The 20619-nt window shown below is 66.8% G+C and carries 15 protein-coding genes and 3 pseudogenes; 5 read left to right on the top strand and 13 right to left on the bottom strand.

Annotated elements, in window-relative coordinates; translation table 11 throughout:
• Window positions 1-146: 146 nt before the first annotated feature.
• A complete protein-coding gene (locus ACH4S7_RS32985; protein ID WP_398525057.1) occupies window positions 147-767 on the top strand; it encodes a DJ-1/PfpI family protein in 621 nt (206 codons plus the stop codon).
• A gap of 147 nt (window positions 768-914) precedes the next feature.
• On the opposite strand, the gene aztD is transcribed toward ACH4S7_RS32985, so the two are convergent.
• The 4 genes from aztD to aztB form a co-directional block, all read right to left on the bottom strand.
• Complete coding sequence (gene aztD / locus ACH4S7_RS32990; RefSeq protein ID WP_398525058.1) at window positions 915-2114, bottom strand: zinc metallochaperone AztD; 1200 nt, start codon at window positions 2112-2114, stop codon at window positions 915-917.
• 99 nt (window positions 2115-2213) lie between these two features.
• A complete protein-coding gene (gene aztC / locus ACH4S7_RS32995; protein WP_398525059.1) occupies window positions 2214-3179 on the bottom strand; it encodes a zinc ABC transporter substrate-binding protein AztC in 966 nt (321 codons plus the stop codon).
• The gene (locus ACH4S7_RS33000) at window positions 3176-4432 is read right to left on the bottom strand and encodes a hypothetical protein (protein WP_398525060.1); all 1257 of its coding nucleotides are present in this window, start codon (window positions 4430-4432) and stop codon (window positions 3176-3178) included. Before ACH4S7_RS33000 ends, aztC begins: the two co-directional genes overlap by 4 nt.
• A 4-nt stretch (window positions 4433-4436) precedes the next feature.
• Entirely contained in the window at window positions 4437-5297 is an 861-nt protein-coding gene (gene aztB / locus ACH4S7_RS33005) for a zinc ABC transporter permease AztB (RefSeq protein ID WP_398525061.1), read from the bottom strand.
• Between the two features lie 15 nt (window positions 5298-5312).
• Between aztB and aztA the strand changes: the two genes are divergently transcribed.
• Window positions 5313-6056 carry a zinc ABC transporter ATP-binding protein AztA gene (gene aztA, locus ACH4S7_RS33010; protein ID WP_398525062.1) on the top strand — a complete coding sequence of 248 codons (744 nt, stop codon included), beginning with the start codon at window positions 5313-5315 and terminating at the stop codon, window positions 6054-6056.
• 161 nt (window positions 6057-6217) lie between these two features.
• Here aztA and ACH4S7_RS33015 read toward each other — a convergent pair whose 3' ends face one another.
• The 5 genes from ACH4S7_RS33015 to ACH4S7_RS33035 form a co-directional block, all read right to left on the bottom strand.
• Window positions 6218-8794, bottom strand: coding sequence for an ABC transporter permease (locus ACH4S7_RS33015; RefSeq protein ID WP_398525063.1), 2577 nt, complete (start codon window positions 8792-8794; stop codon window positions 6218-6220).
• A 96-nt stretch (window positions 8795-8890) separates the two neighbouring features.
• Window positions 8891-9658 carry an ABC transporter ATP-binding protein gene (locus ACH4S7_RS33020; RefSeq protein WP_398525064.1) on the bottom strand — a complete coding sequence of 256 codons (768 nt, stop codon included), beginning with the start codon at window positions 9656-9658 and terminating at the stop codon, window positions 8891-8893.
• A gap of 260 nt (window positions 9659-9918) precedes the next feature.
• Window positions 9919-10620 carry a response regulator gene (locus tag ACH4S7_RS33025; protein ID WP_398525065.1) on the bottom strand — a complete coding sequence of 234 codons (702 nt, stop codon included), beginning with the start codon at window positions 10618-10620 and terminating at the stop codon, window positions 9919-9921.
• Complete coding sequence (locus ACH4S7_RS33030; protein ID WP_398525066.1) at window positions 10617-12356, bottom strand: sensor histidine kinase; 1740 nt, start codon at window positions 12354-12356, stop codon at window positions 10617-10619. The genes ACH4S7_RS33025 and ACH4S7_RS33030 overlap by 4 nt, the downstream gene beginning before the upstream one ends.
• Window positions 12357-12540: 184 nt before the next feature.
• Window positions 12541-12966, bottom strand: a complete 426-nt coding sequence (locus ACH4S7_RS33035; RefSeq protein WP_398525067.1) for a hypothetical protein — start codon at window positions 12964-12966, stop codon at window positions 12541-12543.
• Window positions 12967-13209: 243 nt separating this feature from the next.
• Between ACH4S7_RS33035 and ACH4S7_RS33040 the strand changes: the two genes are divergently transcribed.
• The 3 genes and pseudogenes from ACH4S7_RS33040 to ACH4S7_RS33050 all read left to right on the top strand — a co-directional run bounded on the left by ACH4S7_RS33040 (window position 13210) and on the right by ACH4S7_RS33050 (window position 16486).
• A complete protein-coding gene (locus ACH4S7_RS33040) occupies window positions 13210-13470 on the top strand; it encodes a hypothetical protein (RefSeq protein WP_398525068.1) in 261 nt (86 codons plus the stop codon).
• Window positions 13471-13923: 453 nt separating this feature from the next.
• Window positions 13924-14276: pseudogene (locus ACH4S7_RS33045) on the top strand (IS5/IS1182 family transposase); the annotation flags it as partial.
• Window positions 14277-14974: 698 nt separating this feature from the next.
• Window positions 14975-16486, top strand: a complete 1512-nt coding sequence (locus ACH4S7_RS33050; protein ID WP_398525069.1) for a hypothetical protein — start codon at window positions 14975-14977, stop codon at window positions 16484-16486.
• Between the two features lie 716 nt (window positions 16487-17202).
• Here the strand turns inward: ACH4S7_RS33050 and ACH4S7_RS33055 are convergent.
• The 4 genes and pseudogenes from ACH4S7_RS33055 to ACH4S7_RS33070 all read right to left on the bottom strand — a co-directional run.
• The gene (locus ACH4S7_RS33055; protein WP_398525070.1) at window positions 17203-17634 is read right to left on the bottom strand and encodes a peptidase inhibitor family I36 protein; all 432 of its coding nucleotides are present in this window, start codon (window positions 17632-17634) and stop codon (window positions 17203-17205) included.
• 34 nt (window positions 17635-17668) lie between these two features.
• Window positions 17669-17865: pseudogene (locus ACH4S7_RS33060) on the bottom strand (hypothetical protein); the annotation flags it as partial.
• 104 nt (window positions 17866-17969) lie between these two features.
• The gene (locus ACH4S7_RS33065) at window positions 17970-18875 is read right to left on the bottom strand and encodes a radical SAM protein (RefSeq protein WP_398525071.1); all 906 of its coding nucleotides are present in this window, start codon (window positions 18873-18875) and stop codon (window positions 17970-17972) included.
• A gap of 46 nt (window positions 18876-18921) precedes the next feature.
• Window positions 18922-19128, bottom strand: a pseudogene (locus ACH4S7_RS33070) (carbohydrate-binding protein); the annotation flags it as partial.
• Between the last annotated feature and the right edge of the window lie 1491 nt (window positions 19129-20619).

The raw sequence follows: 20619 nt of genomic DNA on the forward strand, positions 1-20619 counted from the left end.
GCCGGGCCTGCCGGCATCCCTCCGGCTTCCCGGTGCGCACCGGCACATCCACGACGGCGGCATCCGGAACGCCCGCCGCACCGGCGAGATCCGCCCCCGAACCGCAACGCCCGCGCTCTGAAAGACCGATGGCTATGCTGCGGCGCATGGACATCGTGATCCCGCTCTTCCATGACTTCGAACCCCTCGACGCGATAGGACCGTACGAGATCCTCGCGTACGTGCCCGGTGCCACCGTGCGATTCGTCGCGGCCGAACCCGGTCTGGTGCACGACGTGTTGGGTTCCCTGCCGGTGCACGTCCCGACCAGGTACTCCGAAGTGGATCGCTGCGACGTCCTGCTGATCCCCGGTGGCGGCAGTTTCCACACCATGGTGGCGGACCCCGATTTCCTCGACTGGGTGCGGCGGATCCACGCGGGCACCCGCTTCACCACCTCGGTCTGCACCGGTTCGCTGGTGCTCGGCGCGGCCGGCCTGCTGGCGGGCCTGACCGCCACCACGCACTGGGACGCCGCCGCTGACCTGGAATCGTACGGCGCCGTCTACACGCCCGAGCGGGTGGTCCGGCACGACCGGGTGATCACCTCGGCCGGGGTCTCCTCCGGCATCGACATGGCGGTCCGGCTGGCCGCCCTGCTCACCGACGATGTGACCGCCCAGGCGATCCAGCTCTACACCGAGTACGACCCGCAACCCCCCTTTGACACCGGCTCGGTGGCCAAGGCCCCGGCCGAGGTGCTCGCACGGGCCCGCACCTTGGGCTGAGGGCCTACCCGGCCGGCTCACCGGCAGTCGCAGCGCGGCACAGCGCTGTGCCGGCCACCCGCCTCTCGCGGTGAACTGAGAGGCCCCCGGCCGCTCCGGATCGGGCCGGAGCGGCCGGGGTCGCGACAGTCCTGCCCAGGCCGGATGTCAGTGGGCGCCGGTGACGCCGGAGAGTTCGTTTGTGCTCTTCGGCAGCGTCACCGAGGCGATCCTGTCGCCCGATTCGATGTCGACGGCGTGCAGCTTGCGCTTGCCCGGTTCGGAGATGTACGCGGTGTGGCCGCGGACGAAGAGGGTGGGTCGGGCCTGCTGCCAGTCGAGCGGTTCCTGCCACTCGCCCACGACGGGGATCTTCTTCTCGATCTTGCCCGTCCGGGGGTCGATGACGTGGAGGGTGCCATTGGTGCCGAGGACGAGTGCCTCGCCGTGGGCTCCGCGGCCGAGCGAGCGGAAGGAGTAGCTGGTGCCCAGGTCGACCAGGCGCAGGCGCGCGGTTTCGGTGTCGATCAGGGACACGCGGGTCGGCCGCTCCAGTTCGGCGTCCGGGTCGGTCTTGTAGTCGCCCAGGAGGACCGCGGACGTGTCGCTGCCCGCCTGGTTGCCGATGCGGCCGTAGGCGTCGGGCGATTCGACCTTGGTGAACGCGCCGTCCTGGTAGATCAGGACGCCGTCCTGGCAGCCGAAGGCGACGGCCTCGCCCTTGGCGGCGGCTTCGCCGTGGACGCCGGGGCAGTTCTCGCTGCGCTTGAGTTCCTTGTTGTTCTTGTCCAGGACGACGGCGCCGGTGCGCTTCTCCTCGGTGCCGAGGGTGCTGAGGAGTTCGCCGTTGCTCAGCTCGATGGCGACGCCGTGGTGCGGCTTGGCGGAGGTGTAGGTACGGCCTTCGGGCTTCTCGCCGCCCGAGAGGTCGGCAGGGTCGAAGACATTGACCTCGCCGGTGCCGTCGGTGAACAGGACCGTCTTGCCGGCGTGCCGTACGACGTGCCCGGGCTTGGCGCCCTGGTAGGTGATGTCGGTGAGGGTCTGCTCGCCGGCGTTCAGGAACCGGAACCCGGCGTCGGTGGAGACGACGACGTGGGAGTCGTCGCCCGCGGGGTTGACGCGGTTGAAGCCGGGCAGCTCGATCGTCCCGGCCGCCTTCAGGCTCTCGCCGTCCAGGATGTACAGGCCGCCGTCGAAGGTGGCGACCAGCGGATCCTTGACCGCGGCCCGGGTGGTGGGCGCCTGGTCGGCGGCCTTGGTTTCGGACGACGAGCCGTCCGCCGACCCGCAGGCGGTCAGCACCGCGGAGAGTGCGAGAGCGAGCGCCGTTCCGGTGACGACTCGTCTGGGTATCGAAGTGTTCACTGTGTGTGTTCCCTCTCGGCCGCGTGGACGCGGCGTCGGTGTCGGATGGTGGTGGCCGGCCGTGCTGATGCCGGCGCTGAGGGGTGAGGTGGGGTGGGTTCAGCGACCGGTCAGGCCGCCGGTGATGGCGGTGGTGTTGGCGCGCATCATCCGGAGGTAGGTGCCCGCGCCCTTGCTCTTCTCGGTCAGGGACTCGGAGTAGAGCTCGACGACCCGTACCTGGTCGCCCAGTTCGGTGCGCAGGACCTCGGCCAGCCGCTTGGGCTGGGAGGAGTCGGCGAACACCGCCCGTACCCCGGCTTCGCGCGTGGCCTCGGTGAGCGAGCGCAGATCGGATGAGCTGGGCGAGGCCAGTGTCGTACCGCTGGGGATGACCGCGCCGATCACCCGGAAGCCGAAGCGTTCGGCGAGGTAGCCGAAGACATGGTGATTGGTCACCAGCGCGCGCTGCTGCTCGGGTATGCGGTCGAAGGACTTCTCCATCCAGGCGGTGAGGTCGGCGAGTTGTCGGTCGTAGCGCGCGGCGTTGGACCGGACCGCCTTCTCGTCCACGCCGTCCACGTACTTGATGACCTGGTCGGCGATGAGTCCGGCGGCCTTGCGCACACGGTCGGGGTCGGTCCAGAAGTGCGGGTCGGGCCGGCCGGCCTCCGCCTCGGGCCCGCCGTCGTCGTGCGCCTGGAAGGTGAGCGGGTCCACCGCCTCGCCGACCTCAAGGGCGGCCACACCGGACTCGCGGGCGGCGTCCACATGCCGCAGCACGTTCTCCTCCAGGCCCAGCCCGTTGAAGACCACCAGGTCGGCCTGGTCCAGTTCGGCCGCCTGGACGGCCGACAGGCCGAACGAGTGCGGGTCGGCGTTCGGTTTCATCAACACCGTGACGTCGGCCTCGTCGCCGACGATCTCCTGGGTGATGTCGCCGAGGATATTGGTCGTCACGACGACCCGGGGCCGGTCGTCGCTGCTCGTGCAGGCGGTGGCCGCACCGGCGAGGGCGAGGGCGAGCAGCCCCGGCACCAGGAGGCGCAGCCGTGGCACGGTTCGCTTCGGCTTCGGCGCCTTCATCGACCCGTCTCCACCATCAGGGCCGGCCTCATATCGAGGTCGAAGGTGCGGGCGATGCGCAGGTTGTCGTTGTAGTCGATCTCGTACAGTCGGCGGCCCGCCGGGTCGTTGAGATAGGCCCGGCCGCGATCGACCTCGATGACCGCGCCGGTGCGGTCGCCGGGGACGTCGGTCAGGAGCCGCTTCGTCCTGGACGTCCGCTCGCCCGTGGTGAGGTCATAACCGTGCAGGGCTCCGTCGTCCTGGAGGACGAGGAGTGGTGAGCCCTCGCCCGCGGCGTTGGCGGCGACGACGGGTCCGGTCGCCACCCGTGTCCAGGTGCGCTTCGTGACGTCCAGCGCCCACACGGCCCGGTCTCCGGCCGGGGCCGTGAGCGTGTCGCTCCCCGGGCGGTGGCGGAAGGACAGGGCCCGTTCCCTCGCGGGGACATCGGTACCGTAGGGAATCCTCTCGGCCGCGAAGCCACCGTTGTCCGCACGGATGAGCAGGGCGCCGTCGGCGCAGCCGAAGACGACCCCGCGGGGGGTGACGGCATCGCCCGTCGGGTGTTCGCACCGCGCGTCCGGCGCCGCCGCGCGCCTGCCCGCACGGTCGTACACCGCGACCTTCGGTGCGCCCTCGCCGTCGTCGTCGAGGGTCAGCAGATGATCCGCGTACGGCACGACGGCGCCGGCGTGCACCGCGCCGAGCGGCCGGGCGGCCGTGACCCGGCCCTTCTCCAGTTCGGCCCGGCGGTAGATCGCGGTCCGGCCGTCCTGGCCGGTCACGGCGGTCACGGCGGCGTCGCTACGGACGCGCGCCGCGCCGCCGCCGGGTATGCGGCCGGCATCGCGGACGGCCGCGCGGTAGTAGTGCACATGGTCGCCGTGGTCCACCGTCCAGGCACCGCTGTCCAGGACGCGCGTGCCGCCCGCGGTGTGCAGGTAGCCGAACCGGCCGTCCGTGGTGAGGCCCGATGAGCCCCGGGAGCGGGGCATCTCGTGCACCTTCCCGGTGGTCAGGTCGAGTACCCGGGTGTCGCCGGTGCCCGGGTCGTTGAGCACCAGTCGGGACTGCTGCTCGGCGGCCTCCTGCGCCCCTTCGACGTACCCGTGCGCGGTGGTGGAGGCCGCGGAATCCGCTCGTTGCGCGGTCGCTTCACCGTCGTGCCCGGCACAGCTCGTGGTGAGCAGTGCGACGGCCACGAGCGCGGTCGAAGCCCCAGCAGTGACGTTTCTTCGGGTGGTGACGTCTTTTCGAACAAACAAGGCCATCGCCTCAGGTCTCTCTCAGTCGATTGTCGCCGGACGAGCGCCGGCCGGGTGCGCGGTGGCGGATGCCGGATGCCAGATGGGAGAGGAAGAACTGGCCCACCGCGAAGGCCGAGATGGTCGCGCCCGCCGCGGTGCTCAGATGCCAGGACAGCAGGAGGCCGAAGAACGTGGCGGCGGCCCCGAGGAGCGCCGCGAGCGCCATCACCCCCCGGACGCTGTGAGCCCAGGGCAGCGCGGCCGCCGGCGGAGCGATGAGCAGGCCCAGGACCAACAGCGTCCCCACGATGTGGAAGGAGGCGACGATGGCAAGGGCCAGTAGCCCCAGCAGTACGGCATGGGTCAGCCGGGGGCGCAGCCCGAGCGTCTTGGCCTTGCGCGGGTCGAACGCCAGGGCGAGGAACGACCGGTGGCCGAGGATCGAGACGACCAGCGCCAGGAGCAGGGCCCCGCCCAGCAGTGCCAGGTCCTGGGTGCGGACGGCGAGGACGTCACCGAAGAGAATCCCGGTCAGGTCGACCGCGAAGGACTGCGAACGCGACACGATGATGACGCCGAGCGACAGCATTCCCACGAAGAGCAGGCCGATCCCCGTGTCCTGGGACAGCCGCGGCCTGCGGCCGAGCGCGGTGACACCGGCCGTCATGACGGCCGCGCTGAGCGCCGCTCCCACCAGCAGGTTCCCTCCCAGGAGCGCGGCGAGCGCGACTCCGGGCAGCAGGCCGTGGGACATGGCGTCACCGAGGAAGGCCATGCCTCGCAGCACTACCCAGGTGCCCGCCAGGGCGCAGATCGCGGACACCAGGACTCCGCCCCACAGGGCTCGCTGCACGAAGGTCACCTCGAAGGGACCTGTCAACCACTCCATGCGCAGCACACTACAATGAAAATCATGTTCATTAAACCCATGCCTGCGCCTGCCCCCGCCGAGGACGCGACGTTCCGCATCCGGTTCACCGGACTGTCCGCGGGCTACACCGGCCATCCGGTGCTCCACCAACTCGACGCCGATATACCGGCGTTTGCCGGTACCGCCCTCGTCGGCCCGAACGGCAGCGGTAAGTCCACCCTCCTCGGGGTCCTGGCCGGTGTGATCCAGCCCACCGCGGGCGAACTCCAGCATGCCGGCGGACGGCCACCGGCGTTCGTCCCCCAGCGCGGCGCCGTCGGTGACACGCTGCCCCTGACGGTCCGGCAGACCGTGGAGATGGGGCGCTGGGGCGCACGCGGCCCGTGGCGCCGGCTCACCCGACACGACCGCGCCGCGGTGGAATCGGTCATGGAACGCCTGGGCATCATCGACCTCGCCAGGCGTCAGCTCGGAGAGCTGAGCGGCGGCCAGCGGCAGCGAGCGTTGATCGCGCAAGGGCTCGTCCAGGAGTCGGACCTACTCCTCCTCGACGAGCCGACCACGGGGCTCGACCCCGAGGCCAGGGAACGCATCACGACACTCCTGACGGAACTGGTCGCCGACGGCGTGACCGTCGTCCACGCCACCCACGATCTGGACGCCGCGCGCGCGGCCGATGCCTGTCTCCTGCTGCGCGATGGTCGACTGGTGGGCCAGGGACACCCCGAACAACTGCTCACCCCCTCGACGCTCGCCCGGATGTGGCAGCCGGGGTGAGGCCCGTGGTGACGGTCCCGTCGTCCGATCGTGCCGACGGTCCGTTCGCCGCCGAGTACCGCCCGAGGGTCCGCTCCGAACGAGTCCCACCGCCGGAAGGGACGTATGCCGTACGGCACGCGTTCGGAGCGGACCCGGTTCGGAGCCGACCCCGTGTCGAGTTAGGAGGCGCTGATCGACCGCAGCATGTTCAGCCGGGACGCCCGCCGAGCCGGCCAGATCGCCGCCAGGACCCCGACCACCAGGCCGAGCAGCAGATACAGACAGAGTCGGGCCCAGGGCAGCACCGTCTCGTACATCGGGAGCGAGGATCCGGTGAGGCTGCCGCATGTCCAGGCCAGGAAGATTCCGGTGCCGATGCCCAGGACGGCGCCGAACAGGGATATCACCACCGACTCCAGGCACACCATCCGCTTGACGCCCCCGCTGTCCAGGCCGATCGCGCGCAGCAGCCCGATCTCCCGGGTCCGCTCGAACACCGACATGGCCAAGGTGTTGACGACGCCGAGCACCCCGATGACGACGGTCATGCCGAGCAGTCCGTACACCATGCTGAGCATCTCGTCGATCGAGCCGGACTCCTCCTTGGTGAGCTGCTCATGGTTCTGCACCTGGAGGAGGGGGCTGTTGCCGAGGGCCTGACGGATGTCCTGGTCGAGGTCGCTCGTGGCGTGCCGGGACGTCTTGACCAGAATGCTGTCGTAGACCCCACCGTCCACATGGGGGAGGACATCGCCCAGGGTGCCCACGGCGTCGCCGACGGCAGGAGTGTGCTGGTAGACGGCGACGACGGTCAGCTTCCGCTGCGGCCGGTCGGTGCCGAAGCCCATGGTTCCGCTGAAGGTGTCGCCCGTCGACAGACCGGTCTGAGCGGCCAGTTTGTCGGAGATCGCGAGCTTGCCCGGGCTGAGGTCCAGGAGCGAGCCACTGCTGAACCTCAGGTCGGACACCTTGCCGAGCCGTCGCGGGTCGGCGCCGGTCAGCATGGCGAACTCATCCCGTACATCCAGGGCCGAAGAGGCGATGGGCACGCTGTCCGCGACGCCCGGAAGCTCGGCGACCCGTGCGCCGAGTGCGGGATCGATGCCACCGACTCCGCTGTACGACACCTTGTACTCCGCGGTCAGGCCCTGCACGGCCCGCTCCTTGAGGGCGGCTTCCGTGGAGCCGCCGGCCACGTTCAGGCCCGTGATCAGGGCGAGTCCGATCATCAGTGCCGATGCGGTGGCGGCGGTGCGGCGCGGGTTGCGCAGTGCGTTCTCCCTGGCGAGCTGCCCGGTGACGCCGAAGAACCGGGCGGTGACCGCACCGACGAGCAGCACCAGCGGTCGGGACAACAGCGGTGCGAGCACGATCACGCCCGTCAGCGTGAGCACCGAGCCGAACCCGGCGATCAAGAGGTTGGTCTCGGTGCCGTCCTGCCGCGTGGAGAGATACAGCATGGTGAGGACGCCCACGCCGGCGATGAGTCCCCCAAGGGTGTTGCGGAGCGCCATACCGCGCGGTGCAGGGGCCTGGTCGACGGTGCTCATCGCCTCGACCGGCGCGACTCGCGCGGCCTTGCGGGCCGGCAGCCAGGCGGACAGCACCGTGACGCCGACGCCGATCACGAGGGACCAGACCAGCGCGCCGGTGGAGATCGTCAGGGGGCCGCCCGGGAGACCCGCGCCGCCCATGTTGAGGAGTGGTCTCAGGGCGGATGCGATCCCGAGGCCGAGCGCGAATCCGGCCGTGGAGGAGACGAGTCCGAGGAGAGCGGCCTCGATGAGAACCGCGCGGACCACCTGGCGGCGCGAGGCTCCCACGGCGCGCAGCAGCGCGATCTCCCGGCTGCGTTGGGCGATCAGCATGGTGAAGGTGTTGGCGATGATGAAGACGCCCACGAACAGTGCGATTCCCGCGAAGCCCAGGAGCATTCGGGTGAGGCCCTTGGTGGTCTCGGCGATCTCCTTCGCCTGCTCGTCCGCGAGCTGGGCGCCACTGGTCGCCATGATGCTCTCGGCGGGCAACAGTTCGCCGACGGCCCGGGTGAGTTCCTCGTTGTCGGTGCCGGGCGCCGAACCGATGGCCAACTCGTCGAATCGGCCGGCTCGCAAGAAGAGTTGCTGCGCGGTCCTGGTGTCGAAGAGTGCGAGGGTCCCGCCGGCGGTCACCCGCGGGTCATCGGTGTCGACGGTGCCGACCAGCTTCTTGGTCAGGGTGGGACCGTCGATGGCGAACCGTACGGTGTCACCGATGTCGTAGCCGGCCTTGGCGGCGGTACGGCGGTCCAGGGCCATCTCGCCACCGGCGACCGGGCCGCGTCCGGCGCTGAGCGGGAAACGGCTGTCCCGCCCATTCTCCCGCGGGTCCGGTGCGTAGTTGGTCGCCAGGTTCTGCCAACTGGTGTCGGCGTTCAGCGGCCGGCCGTCCCGGGCCGCCAGTGTGGCGGTGCCGTTGACGATGGGATGCACCGATGTGACACCGGGCAGGGCGCGGATCCGATCGGCGACATCGCCGGTCAGCGCGGTGGAACGGCCTTCGCCCGCCCCGCTGTCCGATGCCTGCTCGGTCTCCGCCTGGACGGATACGGCGACATTCTTGAGGTTTTTCGCGGAGGCCCCGCGCAGCGCTTGAACAACGGTGTCGCCGAAGATGAGCGTGCCGGCGACGAAGGCAACGCCGAGCATGACCGCGAGGGCCGTCATACCCAATCGGGCTTTGTGCGCGAGGACATTGCGCAGGGCGGTACGGAGCATGGTGGTCCCAGTTCTGGGGTGCGTGGCGGAAGTCTGGGCGGAGAACCGGGCGGTTCGGTCGGTCCGCGCTCGTCGGAGTGCTGGTGACACCAGGAGTCAGGAGTCGAAGTTCCGCATCCGGTCCAGGACGCCCTCGGCGGTCGGGGCGAGCAGTTCGTCTGTGATCCGGCCGTCGGCGAGGAAGACCACACGGTCCGCGTAGGAGGCTGCCACCGGGTCGTGGGTGACCATCACGACGGTCTGGCCCAACTCCCGTACGGAATCGCGTAGGAAGCCCAAGACCTCGGAGCCGGCGCGGGAGTCCAGGTTGCCGGTGGGCTCGTCCGCGAAGATGATCTCCGGTTGCGACAGCAGGGCGCGGGCGACGGCGACGCGCTGCTGCTGGCCGCCGGAGAGCTGAGCGGGGCGGTGGCCCAGTCGTGCGGAGAGGCCGACCTTCGCCACGATCGTGTCCAGCCACGGCTGGTTCGGCTTCCGGCCCGCGATCGCCAGCGGCAGCGTGATGTTCTCCAGCGCCGTCAGTGTGGGGAGCAGGTTGAACGCCTGGAAGACGAAGCCGACCTTCTCCCGCCGTACCTGGGTGAGCTGGCGGTCGTTCAGCGTGGACAGTTCGGTGTCACCGATGCGGGCGGAGCCCGCGGAGACCGAGTCGAGGCCGGCCACACAGTGCATCAGTGTTGACTTGCCGGAGCCAGAGGGGCCCATGATCGCGGTGAAACGGGCGCGTCCGAACTCCACCGAGACCGAGTCCAGGGCGACGACCCGGGCCTCGCCCTGGCCGTACACCTTGCTCAGCCCGGTGGCCCCCGCGGCGGAGACGGCCGGTGGGTGGGCGAGCACGGGCGTGGCTGCCTGTAGCGACATGGCGGCTCCAGCGGTGAGGAGAAGAGGTGGGCGACTGCCCGCCTCCATCCTCGGTGCGCCGTCCTGCCGGACCGTCGGCCTCAGGGTGTGCATGGTGCGCCTGTCGAAGGTCAGGTGCGCAGGCGCGCCTGGTCCTCAGGACGGACGGCCGGATCCGCCTTTCGACAGAGACGACGGGTGGGGCCGTGGCTCAGGACAGCAACCCCACGCGGTACGGGTCGTGGCTCAGGACAGCAACCCCACGCGGTACGGGTCGTGGCTCAGGACAGCAACCCCACGCGGTACGCCAGTATCGCCGCCTGCACCCGACTGTCCGTGTCCGTCTTCTCCAGGATGGCGCTGACGTGGGTCTTCACCGTGCCCACGCCGATGCCCAACTGCCGGCCGATCTCCAAGTTGGCGAGCCCCTGCGCCAGCAGCGCCAGGACATCGCGTTCCCGGCCGGTGAGTGAGGCCAGCCGCCGATCCGTGTCGGCGTCCGACGCCTTCTCGGCTCCCGGCGTACCGGCACCGCTGTTGAGCATCCGTTCGATGACGGCGCCGGTGACACCGGGGGAGAGGACCGCGTCTCCCACGGCGGCGGCCCGCACCGCGCGGATCAACTCCTGCGGGCCCTCGTCCTTGAGCAGAAAGCCGGTGGCGCCGGCCCGCAGCGCCTGTGTCACGTTCTCCTCGTCGCCGAAGGTGGTGAGCATGACGACCCGCGGCCGGGGCTGGAGGAGCAGGAGCCGTTCGATGGTGGCGAGCCCGTCGAGCACGGGCATCCGGATGTCGACCAGTGCCACGTCGGGACGGGTCTCCGCGGCGACCCGCACGGCGTCCTCGCCGTTCACCGCCTCACCGACCACCTCGATGCCATCGGCATGGCGCAGGATCATCCCGACCGCGTGCCTGATCAACTCTTCGTCGTCAGCGAGCAGTACCCGGACGGGGCGGTCGTCGGAAGTGGAGAACTCGGTCATGGGGACTCCCACGGTGGTGTCTGCGACACCACCGGCACGGTGAAGTGATCGATCGCGGCCAACTTGTCGTCACGGAAACAGTAACGGGTGATCGTGAAGTGCCCAGGGCCCTCATCGGCCTGATCGGCAGGGGCCTTCGGAGCCCCCGGAACGGCGGCATCGGCCAGCGGCACGAAGACTTCGTCCGGCATCGCCGGGTAGATGCAGTGCGTCACGGACCGCGGGCGGGCCGGCTCCCGGCCGGTGGCCGCGGCGCGTGCCAAGGCGTAGTCCCCGTACATGGCGGACTCCACCTCTTCGCGGGACATCCCGATCCGCGGCGGTTCCGGGAGGCCGTAGTGATCGTTCACCGTCTGTGCCTGGCTGACCAGGAACAGGCCGAGCATCATCAGCACGCCCACACCCGTGAGGCCGAGGAGTCCGGTGAGGGCGTTCACGGCTCCGCGCCGGACACCGCCGGCGGCCTGGTCGGGGTCCGGCTCGGACGGTGGCCCGGTCCGTGGGGTGCCCGGGTCGGCGAGCACCGTGTCGGGATCCGGTTGCGCCGGGACGTGGACCGTGACCACGAATCCACCTTCGGGCGTCGGGTCCGCCTCCAGCGTGCCGCCGAGCAGGGACACTCGTTCCCGCAGTCCGACGAGGCCGCGTCCCGTGCCCAGGCCGGTCGGGGCGCCGGAGGTCACGGGTGGTCGCCCGTTGCGTATCAGCATCTCCACACGGTCTTCGGTGTGCGTGACCGCCACGGTGACATGGGCCCCGGCGGCGTACCGGTGCACATTGGTCAGCGACTCGCGTACCACGCGGTGGACCGCGCGCCGGACCAGGGCCGGGCGCGTGTGGAGATCGGGCCCGTCCCAGGTGAGACCGAGCGGAATGCCACCGCGGCGGGACTCCTCGGCCAGCGCCTCGATATCGGACCGGGTGCCTGTGGTGTCGGTCAGGGCGCCGGTCCCGGTGTCCCGTCCCAGCGGGCCCAGCACACCCAGCACTTCACGCAGTTCGCGCATCGCGTCTCCGGCGGCCTGGCGCACCAGCGCCGCCTCGTCACGCAGTTCGGGGGACTCCTTCTGCAAGGCCATCTCCAGTCCGCCGGTGTGCAGCGAGACCAGGCTGAGTCGGTGGCCGACCAGGTCGTGCATCTCGGCGGCGATACGGGACCGCTCGTGGATCCGGGATTCGCTGTCCGTGAGCCGACGGACCACCTCCGCGGCGACGGCGCGTTCGCGCAGGGCCCGCAGCAGCCGGCTCTGTTGTCCGCTCGCGGTGCCGAGGAGGGCCGGCACGATCAGCGTGGTGGCCGCGAGGACGCCGCCGAGGGCGAGCCCGAACGCGTGGCTGCCGAGCTCGATGCGCGGGGTGGAGACCGCGCAGACCAGCGTCGTCAGGGCGGCCGACGCCAGCAGCAGAGCGGTCCGGCGCCGGTGGGACACCAACTGCTGGGCGGTGGTGTAGGCGGTCACCGCAGCCGGCAACCCGGCGGCCGGCAGCAGGCCCAGGACGACGGCCACCCCGAGCAGACTCATGATCGGGTAGCGGCGGCGGACGGCCAGCAGGGCGAGGACGACCGTGCCCAGGACGAGCTGCACCTCTCCGGCCAGCGAACCGGACAGGCCCTGTTCCAGCAGCGTGACGAGGAGCATCAGCAGTCCGCCGCCGACCACTTCGGCGAGCGCGCGCCACATGCCTCGGGTCTTCTCGCCGGGTGCCGCGAAAGGACCGCGGAAGGTGAACGTCATCGGTCAATTGTGCGGGGCGCCCCGGCGGTACCTGTCACCACTCCGGAGCCCCCGGCTCCCGATGGCGGTTCCCCCGCCGGTCCCTTCCCCTTGTCGCTGTCCGGCACCGGCGGGAGGCACCCGGCGCAGGGACCTCCGGCGCACGCCTGGTGACGCGATCAGCGGACGGCGCCGGGTGCTGTGATCAACAGATGACGAGGACGGAGAAGGCCCGGTTGTCGTCCACGCTGTTCATCGACGGAGTCGAGGTACGGACGAACAACTGACGGGCGTTGGCCCGGTTGACCATGATCGACGAACTGCCGGGGCCGGGGTCGCCGTCGTTGTTGCCGTTCAACGTGCCGATCAGGGCGCAGCCGCCCAGATCGATGTTGGAGTTCAGGATGTAGCGGCCGAAGCCGACGCGCTGGACCGCGCCGATGTTCTCCCGCCCGAAGATCAGCCCACTGGCGTTGATCTTCGCCCAGGCGGCGAGGGTCGCTTGCGGCGCCTGCTGCGTCCGTGCGGTCGTCCGTGGTGCCTCGGCCGACGCGGTGGAGACCACGGAGGCGCCACCGCCCACCAGGGTGAGGGCCAGCGCGGCCACCGTCAGTTTTCTCGTACGGTTCATGGTCCGGTTGCCTTTCTCTTCTGTGCCGGGTGTCTCCTCTGCTCCGTCCGCGATGGCCCCGGGCGTACCGGAAGCCGGCGAGCGGAAGGGAGTGCGGATGCGATCGGGATCACATGACCCCAGGTCAGGGGCCTGCAGTTGTAAGAGTCCAGGCAATCTGGAAGACGGAGAAGGGTTTGCGCCGCAGATCACTCGGAGGGATGAGGCGCCTCGGCGTGTCGCGTGGTGACCGCGCGGGACGTCATGCGCCGTATCCGCCGTCCACTGCCCGACATCCGGGACAAGCTCGGGATCGCGTCCGTCGCGACGACACACACCACCGACTCCCTCACGGCCCAGGCCCTGGCCGGCGCGGAGTCCTCCGCCTCTCGTGCGCTGTTGAATCCGGACATCGAAGCGATGACACGGCGGGCGCTGCGCCTGGTGCTGGACGACTACGCGCACTTCAGCGGCCGGAAGGGGCCCGGCTCGGTTCGATCGCCGGGCACATCCATTTCTTCGTAGGAGGGGGAGTGGGCGATGGTGGCCGCGGCGCACCGGTGGACGGATTCGAGGTTCCTGTTCATGTGATGAGTGGTCGAAGACTCGGTTATGGGGATGTGCACGATGCGGCGCGCAGCCTTTCGATGGCGATGTGTCCGAACAGGCTGCTGGTCTTGAAGACGATCAACTCGCTCTTGTCCATCCCGCTGAGGGCTGCCGTCTCGGCGGGCGGGTGGTACTCATGGCCGATCAGCCCCCCGCCGGGACGCCGATCTGCCGCAGCTTGGCGGCAATCTCAGTGGGCAGCTCTGGTGAGCAGCCGATACGGACTACGGCGTACTGGGGCAACGGCAACGGCGGCAGGTCTCGAATCACGCGGAGATCATCCTTGTGTTCCCGTGTCGTGGGGAACCGCGAGCCGGGCCCCCAGCACCACGCGGCAGACCCCGACATCACGGATTCAAGTTCAGTAACTCCTCGAACCGCCAGGTCGTCATCGGCACCGACACCCGGCTCGTCGTCGCTGTTGGCCGGCCGCTGTGCGGCGACCGCAAGGCGTGGGAGTTGTCCGGTGCCAAGGATGCCGTTGGCAGGACCACGGTAAATCGCGGACGGCGGATATCGGGCACCGGCTTGGTCATCCTGCACCGCCGCGAGCCCGGCCCGGGCCGAACTCCCGGCCTGGAAAGAGGAACACAACACCTCCCACCGTGAGGTCCGCGCCCGCGTCGAGCACGCCTTCGCTCGCATGAAGCCTGGAAGGCGACGGGATCCGCCACGCCATGCTCGGCATCGCCCGCCTGGACAACCGCACCCTCGCCGGATGACAAGGGAACGAGCGGGCCACCTAACACGCCAGAGATCATTTACGAGACAACCCCTAGTTGATACGGTCAAGATCATGCGCCACGGTATGCAGAACAATCCCGGTCACTGGTCTGAAACTTCACTCGAAGATGTACTTAAAAGTGACCCATCAGGTGAATATTCGAAATGCAGTCATTCGACTCGTCAGCAATATATAAAGGAGATTATCGAACTAGCCGAATGGTGCAAATGTGACCCCTTGTACGTCGCCCGTGTGCTGATCAGACTGTGCGAGAACCCGAGCCTGAGTCCGCGCGAACGGCACGTCGGGTGCTGGCTCGTATCCGAACTTCGGCCGACGTTCGAAGAAATTCTTGGATGTACTACCCCTATGCGAGTCAGAGCAATGAGGAAAATCCACAGGCAGCGGAAATTACTCTACCTCGGGTCGATCGCGGCCCTGGTAGTCATTTCCATTTCTGTAATCTTCTGCATTCTGGCCGTTCGGGGTACTACTTGGCATCCGTCGCTACCTATCGCGGCACTACTATTGACTGCACCCATCTTGACCGTGTGTACACAATTCGTCAATTGGTTTTTCCTTCGCCTTTCGGGACCTCCCCAATCGCTTCCTAGCCTAGATGTGAGCGAGGGGGTACCTGAGAACCTCAGGACGATAGCCGTGATTCCCGTCTTGATTTCGTCTCGTGGCGACGTCATGGCAAGTATTGAGACGCTAGAACGCAACTACCTAAATAACCCTGACCGCAACATTCTGTTTGCCCTGCTTACGGACTTCGCCGATTCAGAAGACTGTCGTATGCCTCAAGATCGTGATCTTCTATCCTCGATCGAGGAGGGTCTCGCTAAGCTGAACACCGCACACGGCGTGTACGGGGTCGGGCCATTTTTGCACTTTCATCGCGAGCGGCGCTGGCATGATATAGATAAAATCTGGATGGGATGGGAAAGGAAACGCGGCAAGTTAGCGGAATTCAATCGACTCCTTTCCGGTGATGAGTCCACCAGCTTTATGCAAAGAATCGGCGATAAGAGACGCCTTGCCGGTATAAGCTTGGTCGTTACCCTTGATGCCGACTCCGAGCTGGCGCCTGGTGGCATAGCCAGGCTGGTCGGTATCTTGCGGCATCCGCTCAACCGAGCTTCGATCAGCCAGGAGACGGGTTTCGTAACTAACGGATACGGAGTATTGCAGCCTCGCCCCGTGCAGGTCCATGGCGGAAAAGAAAGCCTATTTGAGCGACTCTTCTATCCTCAAGTAGAAACCCTGGACCGGGAAAGCGTGGAGCCGTCAATCCATCAGGATTTCTTCGATAGTGGACTGTTCTTTGGTAAAGGGATATATGATGCGACGATCTTCGAGCGGAGCCTTGAGGGGCGTATTCCAGAAAATTCTGTCCTCAGTCACGACAAGCTTGAGGGTTTTCATGCTCGTACCGCTTACATATCAGACGTAACTATCCTGGAGACCGCCCCGGTCAATTATCTGGCCCACCGGAAAAGGATGCACCGTTGGGTCCGTGGCGATTATCAATTGCTGCCTTGGTTGTGGGCGCAAGTTCCGCTTGCCGATGGAACTAAGGGACCTACCAAACTGAATTGGTACGACCGTTGGAGATTGCTCTGCGATCTCATTGGTCCGGCATCTGGCATTTCGACATTCCTGTTGTTTGTGGCTACGCTTCTTGGAGTCTTACCTGGTGATATCGTCATATGGCTAATCGTTTTAGCCGTCCTCTCCAGCGGTGGATTTTTGTGCCATATGATTCATTCACTCACGGCACTCCTAACAGATCAGCGATCGTTCGGTGGCGCACGGAAGGGCCTAGCCTCCTTTTTCTCTCGGTGTGGCTCTTCTGTGCGAACTGCGCGACGAGATTTCACCGTTTGGTTGCTCGGAATGGTGTTTATGGCAGATTCTGCTCTGGTTAATCTTGACGCCATTATTCGTGCAATTTATCGGATGAATGTTAGTCGCCGACTCCTTTTGGAGTGGGTGACCGCAACGGAGGCTACGAAAAAGCTGGCCGAAGCCAGAGCAGTGCAATACTGGCAACAGATGATCCGGACTCCTGTGTTGTCCCTGGTATTGGTCACGCTAGTAGCTATCCTGAATCCCGTTGCTATTCCATTCTCCTGGCCAGTATTTTTGATTTGGTTTATGTCGCCGCAGCTGGCATTTTGGCTGGCGAAGCATGACACCACATAGAACCGCATCTGGCTCCTTCGATTCCCTCGCACTCAGCCTCCTCGCCGGGATGCCGATGCTCGCCCTGACCGGCCAAAACTCGCCGCTGGGAAACCCAAGAAGCTCCGCCTGCTCTTCGCCGCCGCTCAGCTCGTGAACACCGGCCGCCGCCCTTGGCTCCGCTTCACCACCCGATGGCCCTGGAAAACGTCATCATCCACGTGATCGGCAGGATCCATAGGCTCCAGAACCCCGGTTGACCAGCCACTTCGACCGTCCCGACGACCCGCATCACCACACCGGAGAAGTGGAACCAGGCGCCCACTCGACGCGAAAGCCGGGCCCTCAACCTGCCCCAGCTCCGGAAAGACACCACCACACAGACACAGAGTCCCCGTCAGCAAGCTGACGGGGACTCATGAACGATCGTGGTTAGAGCAGAGCCGTCGGTTCCAGAACTCTAAAGCTCCCCCAGCGATCCACCAGCCGTCCCAGAATCAGCATTCGCGCGATGGCGACGAAAGCGAACACTAGGAGTGCGAGGCCGAGGTCGGGCTTGATCGCAGGGGACGCGGCTCGTCCAGCACCTCAGAGCGGCACCGAAGGACAGGAAGTTGAGCGCCGTGGCCGTTCGCCCTCGTGTGCAAGAGCGCTACTTCGCACTTCATCACCCATCACGCGTGCGATCTCCATGCCCTGCCTCGTACGTCGCTGTTCCCGACACTGCGCTCGGTGCCCTATCCGGCCACCCATAGACTCTTCGGCTGGAACGTGCCTAAGCTGGGAATTGAGGAGTTGGCCGCCACCTGGTAAGGGCCTCCGAGACAGTCCTCGTTCATAAACAGGGCAGCGCTCTTGCTGTGCGTGTTGACGACAGACCGGACCGGACCGGACCAGCCGGACTGCGCCACGTTCACGCAGGTGCCGCCCGGTGTCTGTGACGTGATCGGCAGGCTTGTTCCGCTGAAATTCTCCCCTGAATACAGACAGAGCGCCGAGACCGCAGTGCAGTTGCCCTCGTTCGCGGTAGCCGGAGCCGCCGTCGCAAGCCCGCCGATGACGGCCGTCGCTACCGCGGCCAGGAGGCCGGGGAGAACCCTCCGCCGTGGGCTCCATCGGGTTAAGGTACGGCTTCCGGTCGTCATAAGTATCTTTTGTGTGTCCATCATGGAAAATTCCTATTCCTTAAGTGTCCTATTTTGAGTCGGCGAGGCGGTGCTGGTCCGGGTCGGCGTAGCGGACCGCATTGGTCAGCACCGAGAGCGGACACCGAGCTGGTCGGCAAGGCCCACCGTCCGCGCGGCCAGGCGCAGCGACCCGGGCCCGGTCCCCTCGCGCCCGAGCCACACTGCGGCCAGCCGCAACCGTTCCCCGGCCACCTTCCGCCAGGGCGCAAGCAGATGTCATCTCGTTTCACCGCAACGAATTCGTGGAGGTGGCTTCGCAGTTTTTTACCGGCCCGGGTACGGTCCGACGCGGCCGCAACACCCTGAGAGCCAGCGGGTCAAGACTCGGATTCACCTGATGGACGGGTCACCCCAGGGCGGTTCTGATCCGTGTAAGTTCGCGGAACGATCAACTCTGGATCGACCAGCTCAGCAAGATCCTCAGGCTGCCTGGCCAAGAATTCCTCGGTGAGCTTCTTCGTCAACTGCTCGTTTGGCGTACTTCGCGCCCAGGATCCCAAACAGTAGCGGCAGGCATCCAGCGGCTCCTGCCTTCGGACCAAGTTGTCCAGGTCCTCGTAGAGGTTCGGGTTATCGTGGATGGCGATACCGTCGGATTCGCGGTTCGTGAAGGCATTTCCATGAAGCGCTAACCTCGGCTCCATCCATACCGAGGGCGCACACATGTAGTAGCGCCCCTCATAGACGGTGTGACAGCTCTCCAGGTGTGCGAGATTGCAGTTCTGGAAGACCATGTCGACGAGCTCTTTGCTTCGGATCTCTTCGATGAGTAACCGTTCGGCGAACTCCGGCGTCTCCTTGCGCCAAACGAAGATCTGGTGTTCATCGGCGAGACGCTGGATCGACTCCCAGTCGAAACGATATTTAATTTTCGGATAGATGCTGATCCACATGCCGTCGATGAGATCCCAGAGCTCGGCGGGAGCCCTATGCAGAAGCACGCCGTTGGTCACCAGAATGATGCGCTTCGCAATCTGGACCTCTTTTGCAACCTTGAGAAAGTCTATGAGCTGAGGATGCAAGAGAGGCTCGCCGCCCACAAACTTGATCTCCCCGGCCTGCAGGGCGGTCGACAGTACTTCTATATCTCGTGTAAACGAAGCAAGGTCTGCGAACCCAGGCGGCAGGATCGACGAAGCGTGGTCGCAGTGGGTGCAGCGCAGGTTGCAGTGCTCAGTGAGGTTGAACTCTATAGCGGGTCGCCAGACTTTGTTGAGCGACATTTCCGAGCCTCCATCTCTTTTCGTGGGTAGCCCTTAATGCAGTACTCTAGAATGGAGCTGAGAGAAGCTGGATCGAATCCAGGTAGAGTATGCCACCGAGGAAAACCAGGAATGGGCCATGGAGGTCGGACGTTGGCCGTAACCTGCCGAGTATCGTTCTGTATTCCTGAATATCGCCTGTAGCGGAAACGTGGAGGGTGCCCAACAGTGGACCGTCCGGCGCATCAACGCGAACCTCTGAGTGGCTCGCCTCCGCCGCGGAAGTCCAGTTCCGCTGTGGCGGTCCCTAATGCGACCTCGTATACGCCATCCGTATCCAACTTGCGGAATCCGATATAGTCGCCGCTGCGTCGGAAGATGACCGAATGGTAGCCTCCGGCTCTTGCGGGGTCCTTGACTTGGGCACCTCCCAATGCGACACGCCTCGGCTGATCGTATGGTATTCCCCTGTATTGCGGGGCACCGCAAAATTGAGGGAGCCGATCTCACCGCCCTCGATATAGATCGCCATGGCGGGCCCTGATGTCGGTCGATGATGCTCCGACAAAGAGGTCATGGACCCTTTTCTCGGTGACCGGACTCTGAGCGGACACATCCCAGGCAAGCATGTCGGCGGGATGCACGGCAAGGGTGACCTGTGTGGTTTCGTTCGTCTTCGCGCCGACCTCCACTGGGGCGAGGGGCACGACGGTGCGGTGAGTGACCGCGGAGAGCAAGTGCCGGCGCGTCGCGGTAGACGGGCTGATCCCTTGAGTGCTCTGCCGTCGACAGCGGTCACGTGCCCGCCGCCCGGACGCGGAGGGTGACGGCGCCTGGGCGGCCTCGGTAGCGGTGCGGTGTCGGTCGGCCAGGTGGGCGCCCACCGCCCGGTCCAGGGCGTCACCCTCAACAACCCCCAGCACCCGGCCGATGGTGGCCGGTGACGGAGTGCGCCGCCATCTGAGCAGGTGGCGCCGGATCCCGATCAGTGACAGTATTCGTCGCTCTTGGACGGCGAGAGCATCGAACATATCCAATCGCTCTGCGAGTCACCGCCAGCGAGTGCACCGCCTGCGGGTGGCGGGACTGCGCGGAGAATCCGACATCGGCGCACGGTTCTTCGACGGCGACGCACGCGACGCTTTCGTTCTGGCCGTCAAGGCCAATGTCGGTCATGGTCTCCCTTTGACGCTCACTGACCGCAGCACCGCCGCGGCTCGGATCATCGACTCCCATCCTGAGTGGTCCGACCGCGCGATCGCGGAGATCACCGCTCTGTTCGGCCAAGACCGTAGGGACACTCCCCGGCTGTGCAACCGCGGATTCTCCTCGGTTGCACAGCCGGGGCAGCCGCGACGGACGCGTGCGTCCGCTGGACGGCAGGGCCGGACGTCTGCGGGCGGCGGAGGTCCTCGCAGAGAAGCCGGATGCGTCGTTAAGAGAGATCGCCCAGCTCGCCAGCATTTCCACCGGTACCGCGAGTGATGTCCGCGCACATGTCCGTCGGAAATATGCATCCGCTGCCGGCCTCGTTCCGCGAGACCGGTCCCGACGATCGCGGGACGCCCCCCGGTGAGCGAGCTGGCACCGTGAGCGGTCTGGAGTCAAGGTTTTCCGAGACCGATAGAAAATCCGCTCGCAGGCGGCCGGGGGCGGCGCCCCCCCCCCCCCCCCCCCCGGGCCCCCCCCCCGCGCCCCACCCCGCCCCCACCGGCGCCGGGGGGGCACGTGAGTCGATCAGTGAACCCCCAAAGCCCCAATAACA

The organism is Streptomyces sp. NPDC020965, from assembly GCF_044333555.1.
Taxonomy (GTDB): Bacteria; Actinomycetota; Actinomycetes; order Streptomycetales; family Streptomycetaceae; genus Streptomyces.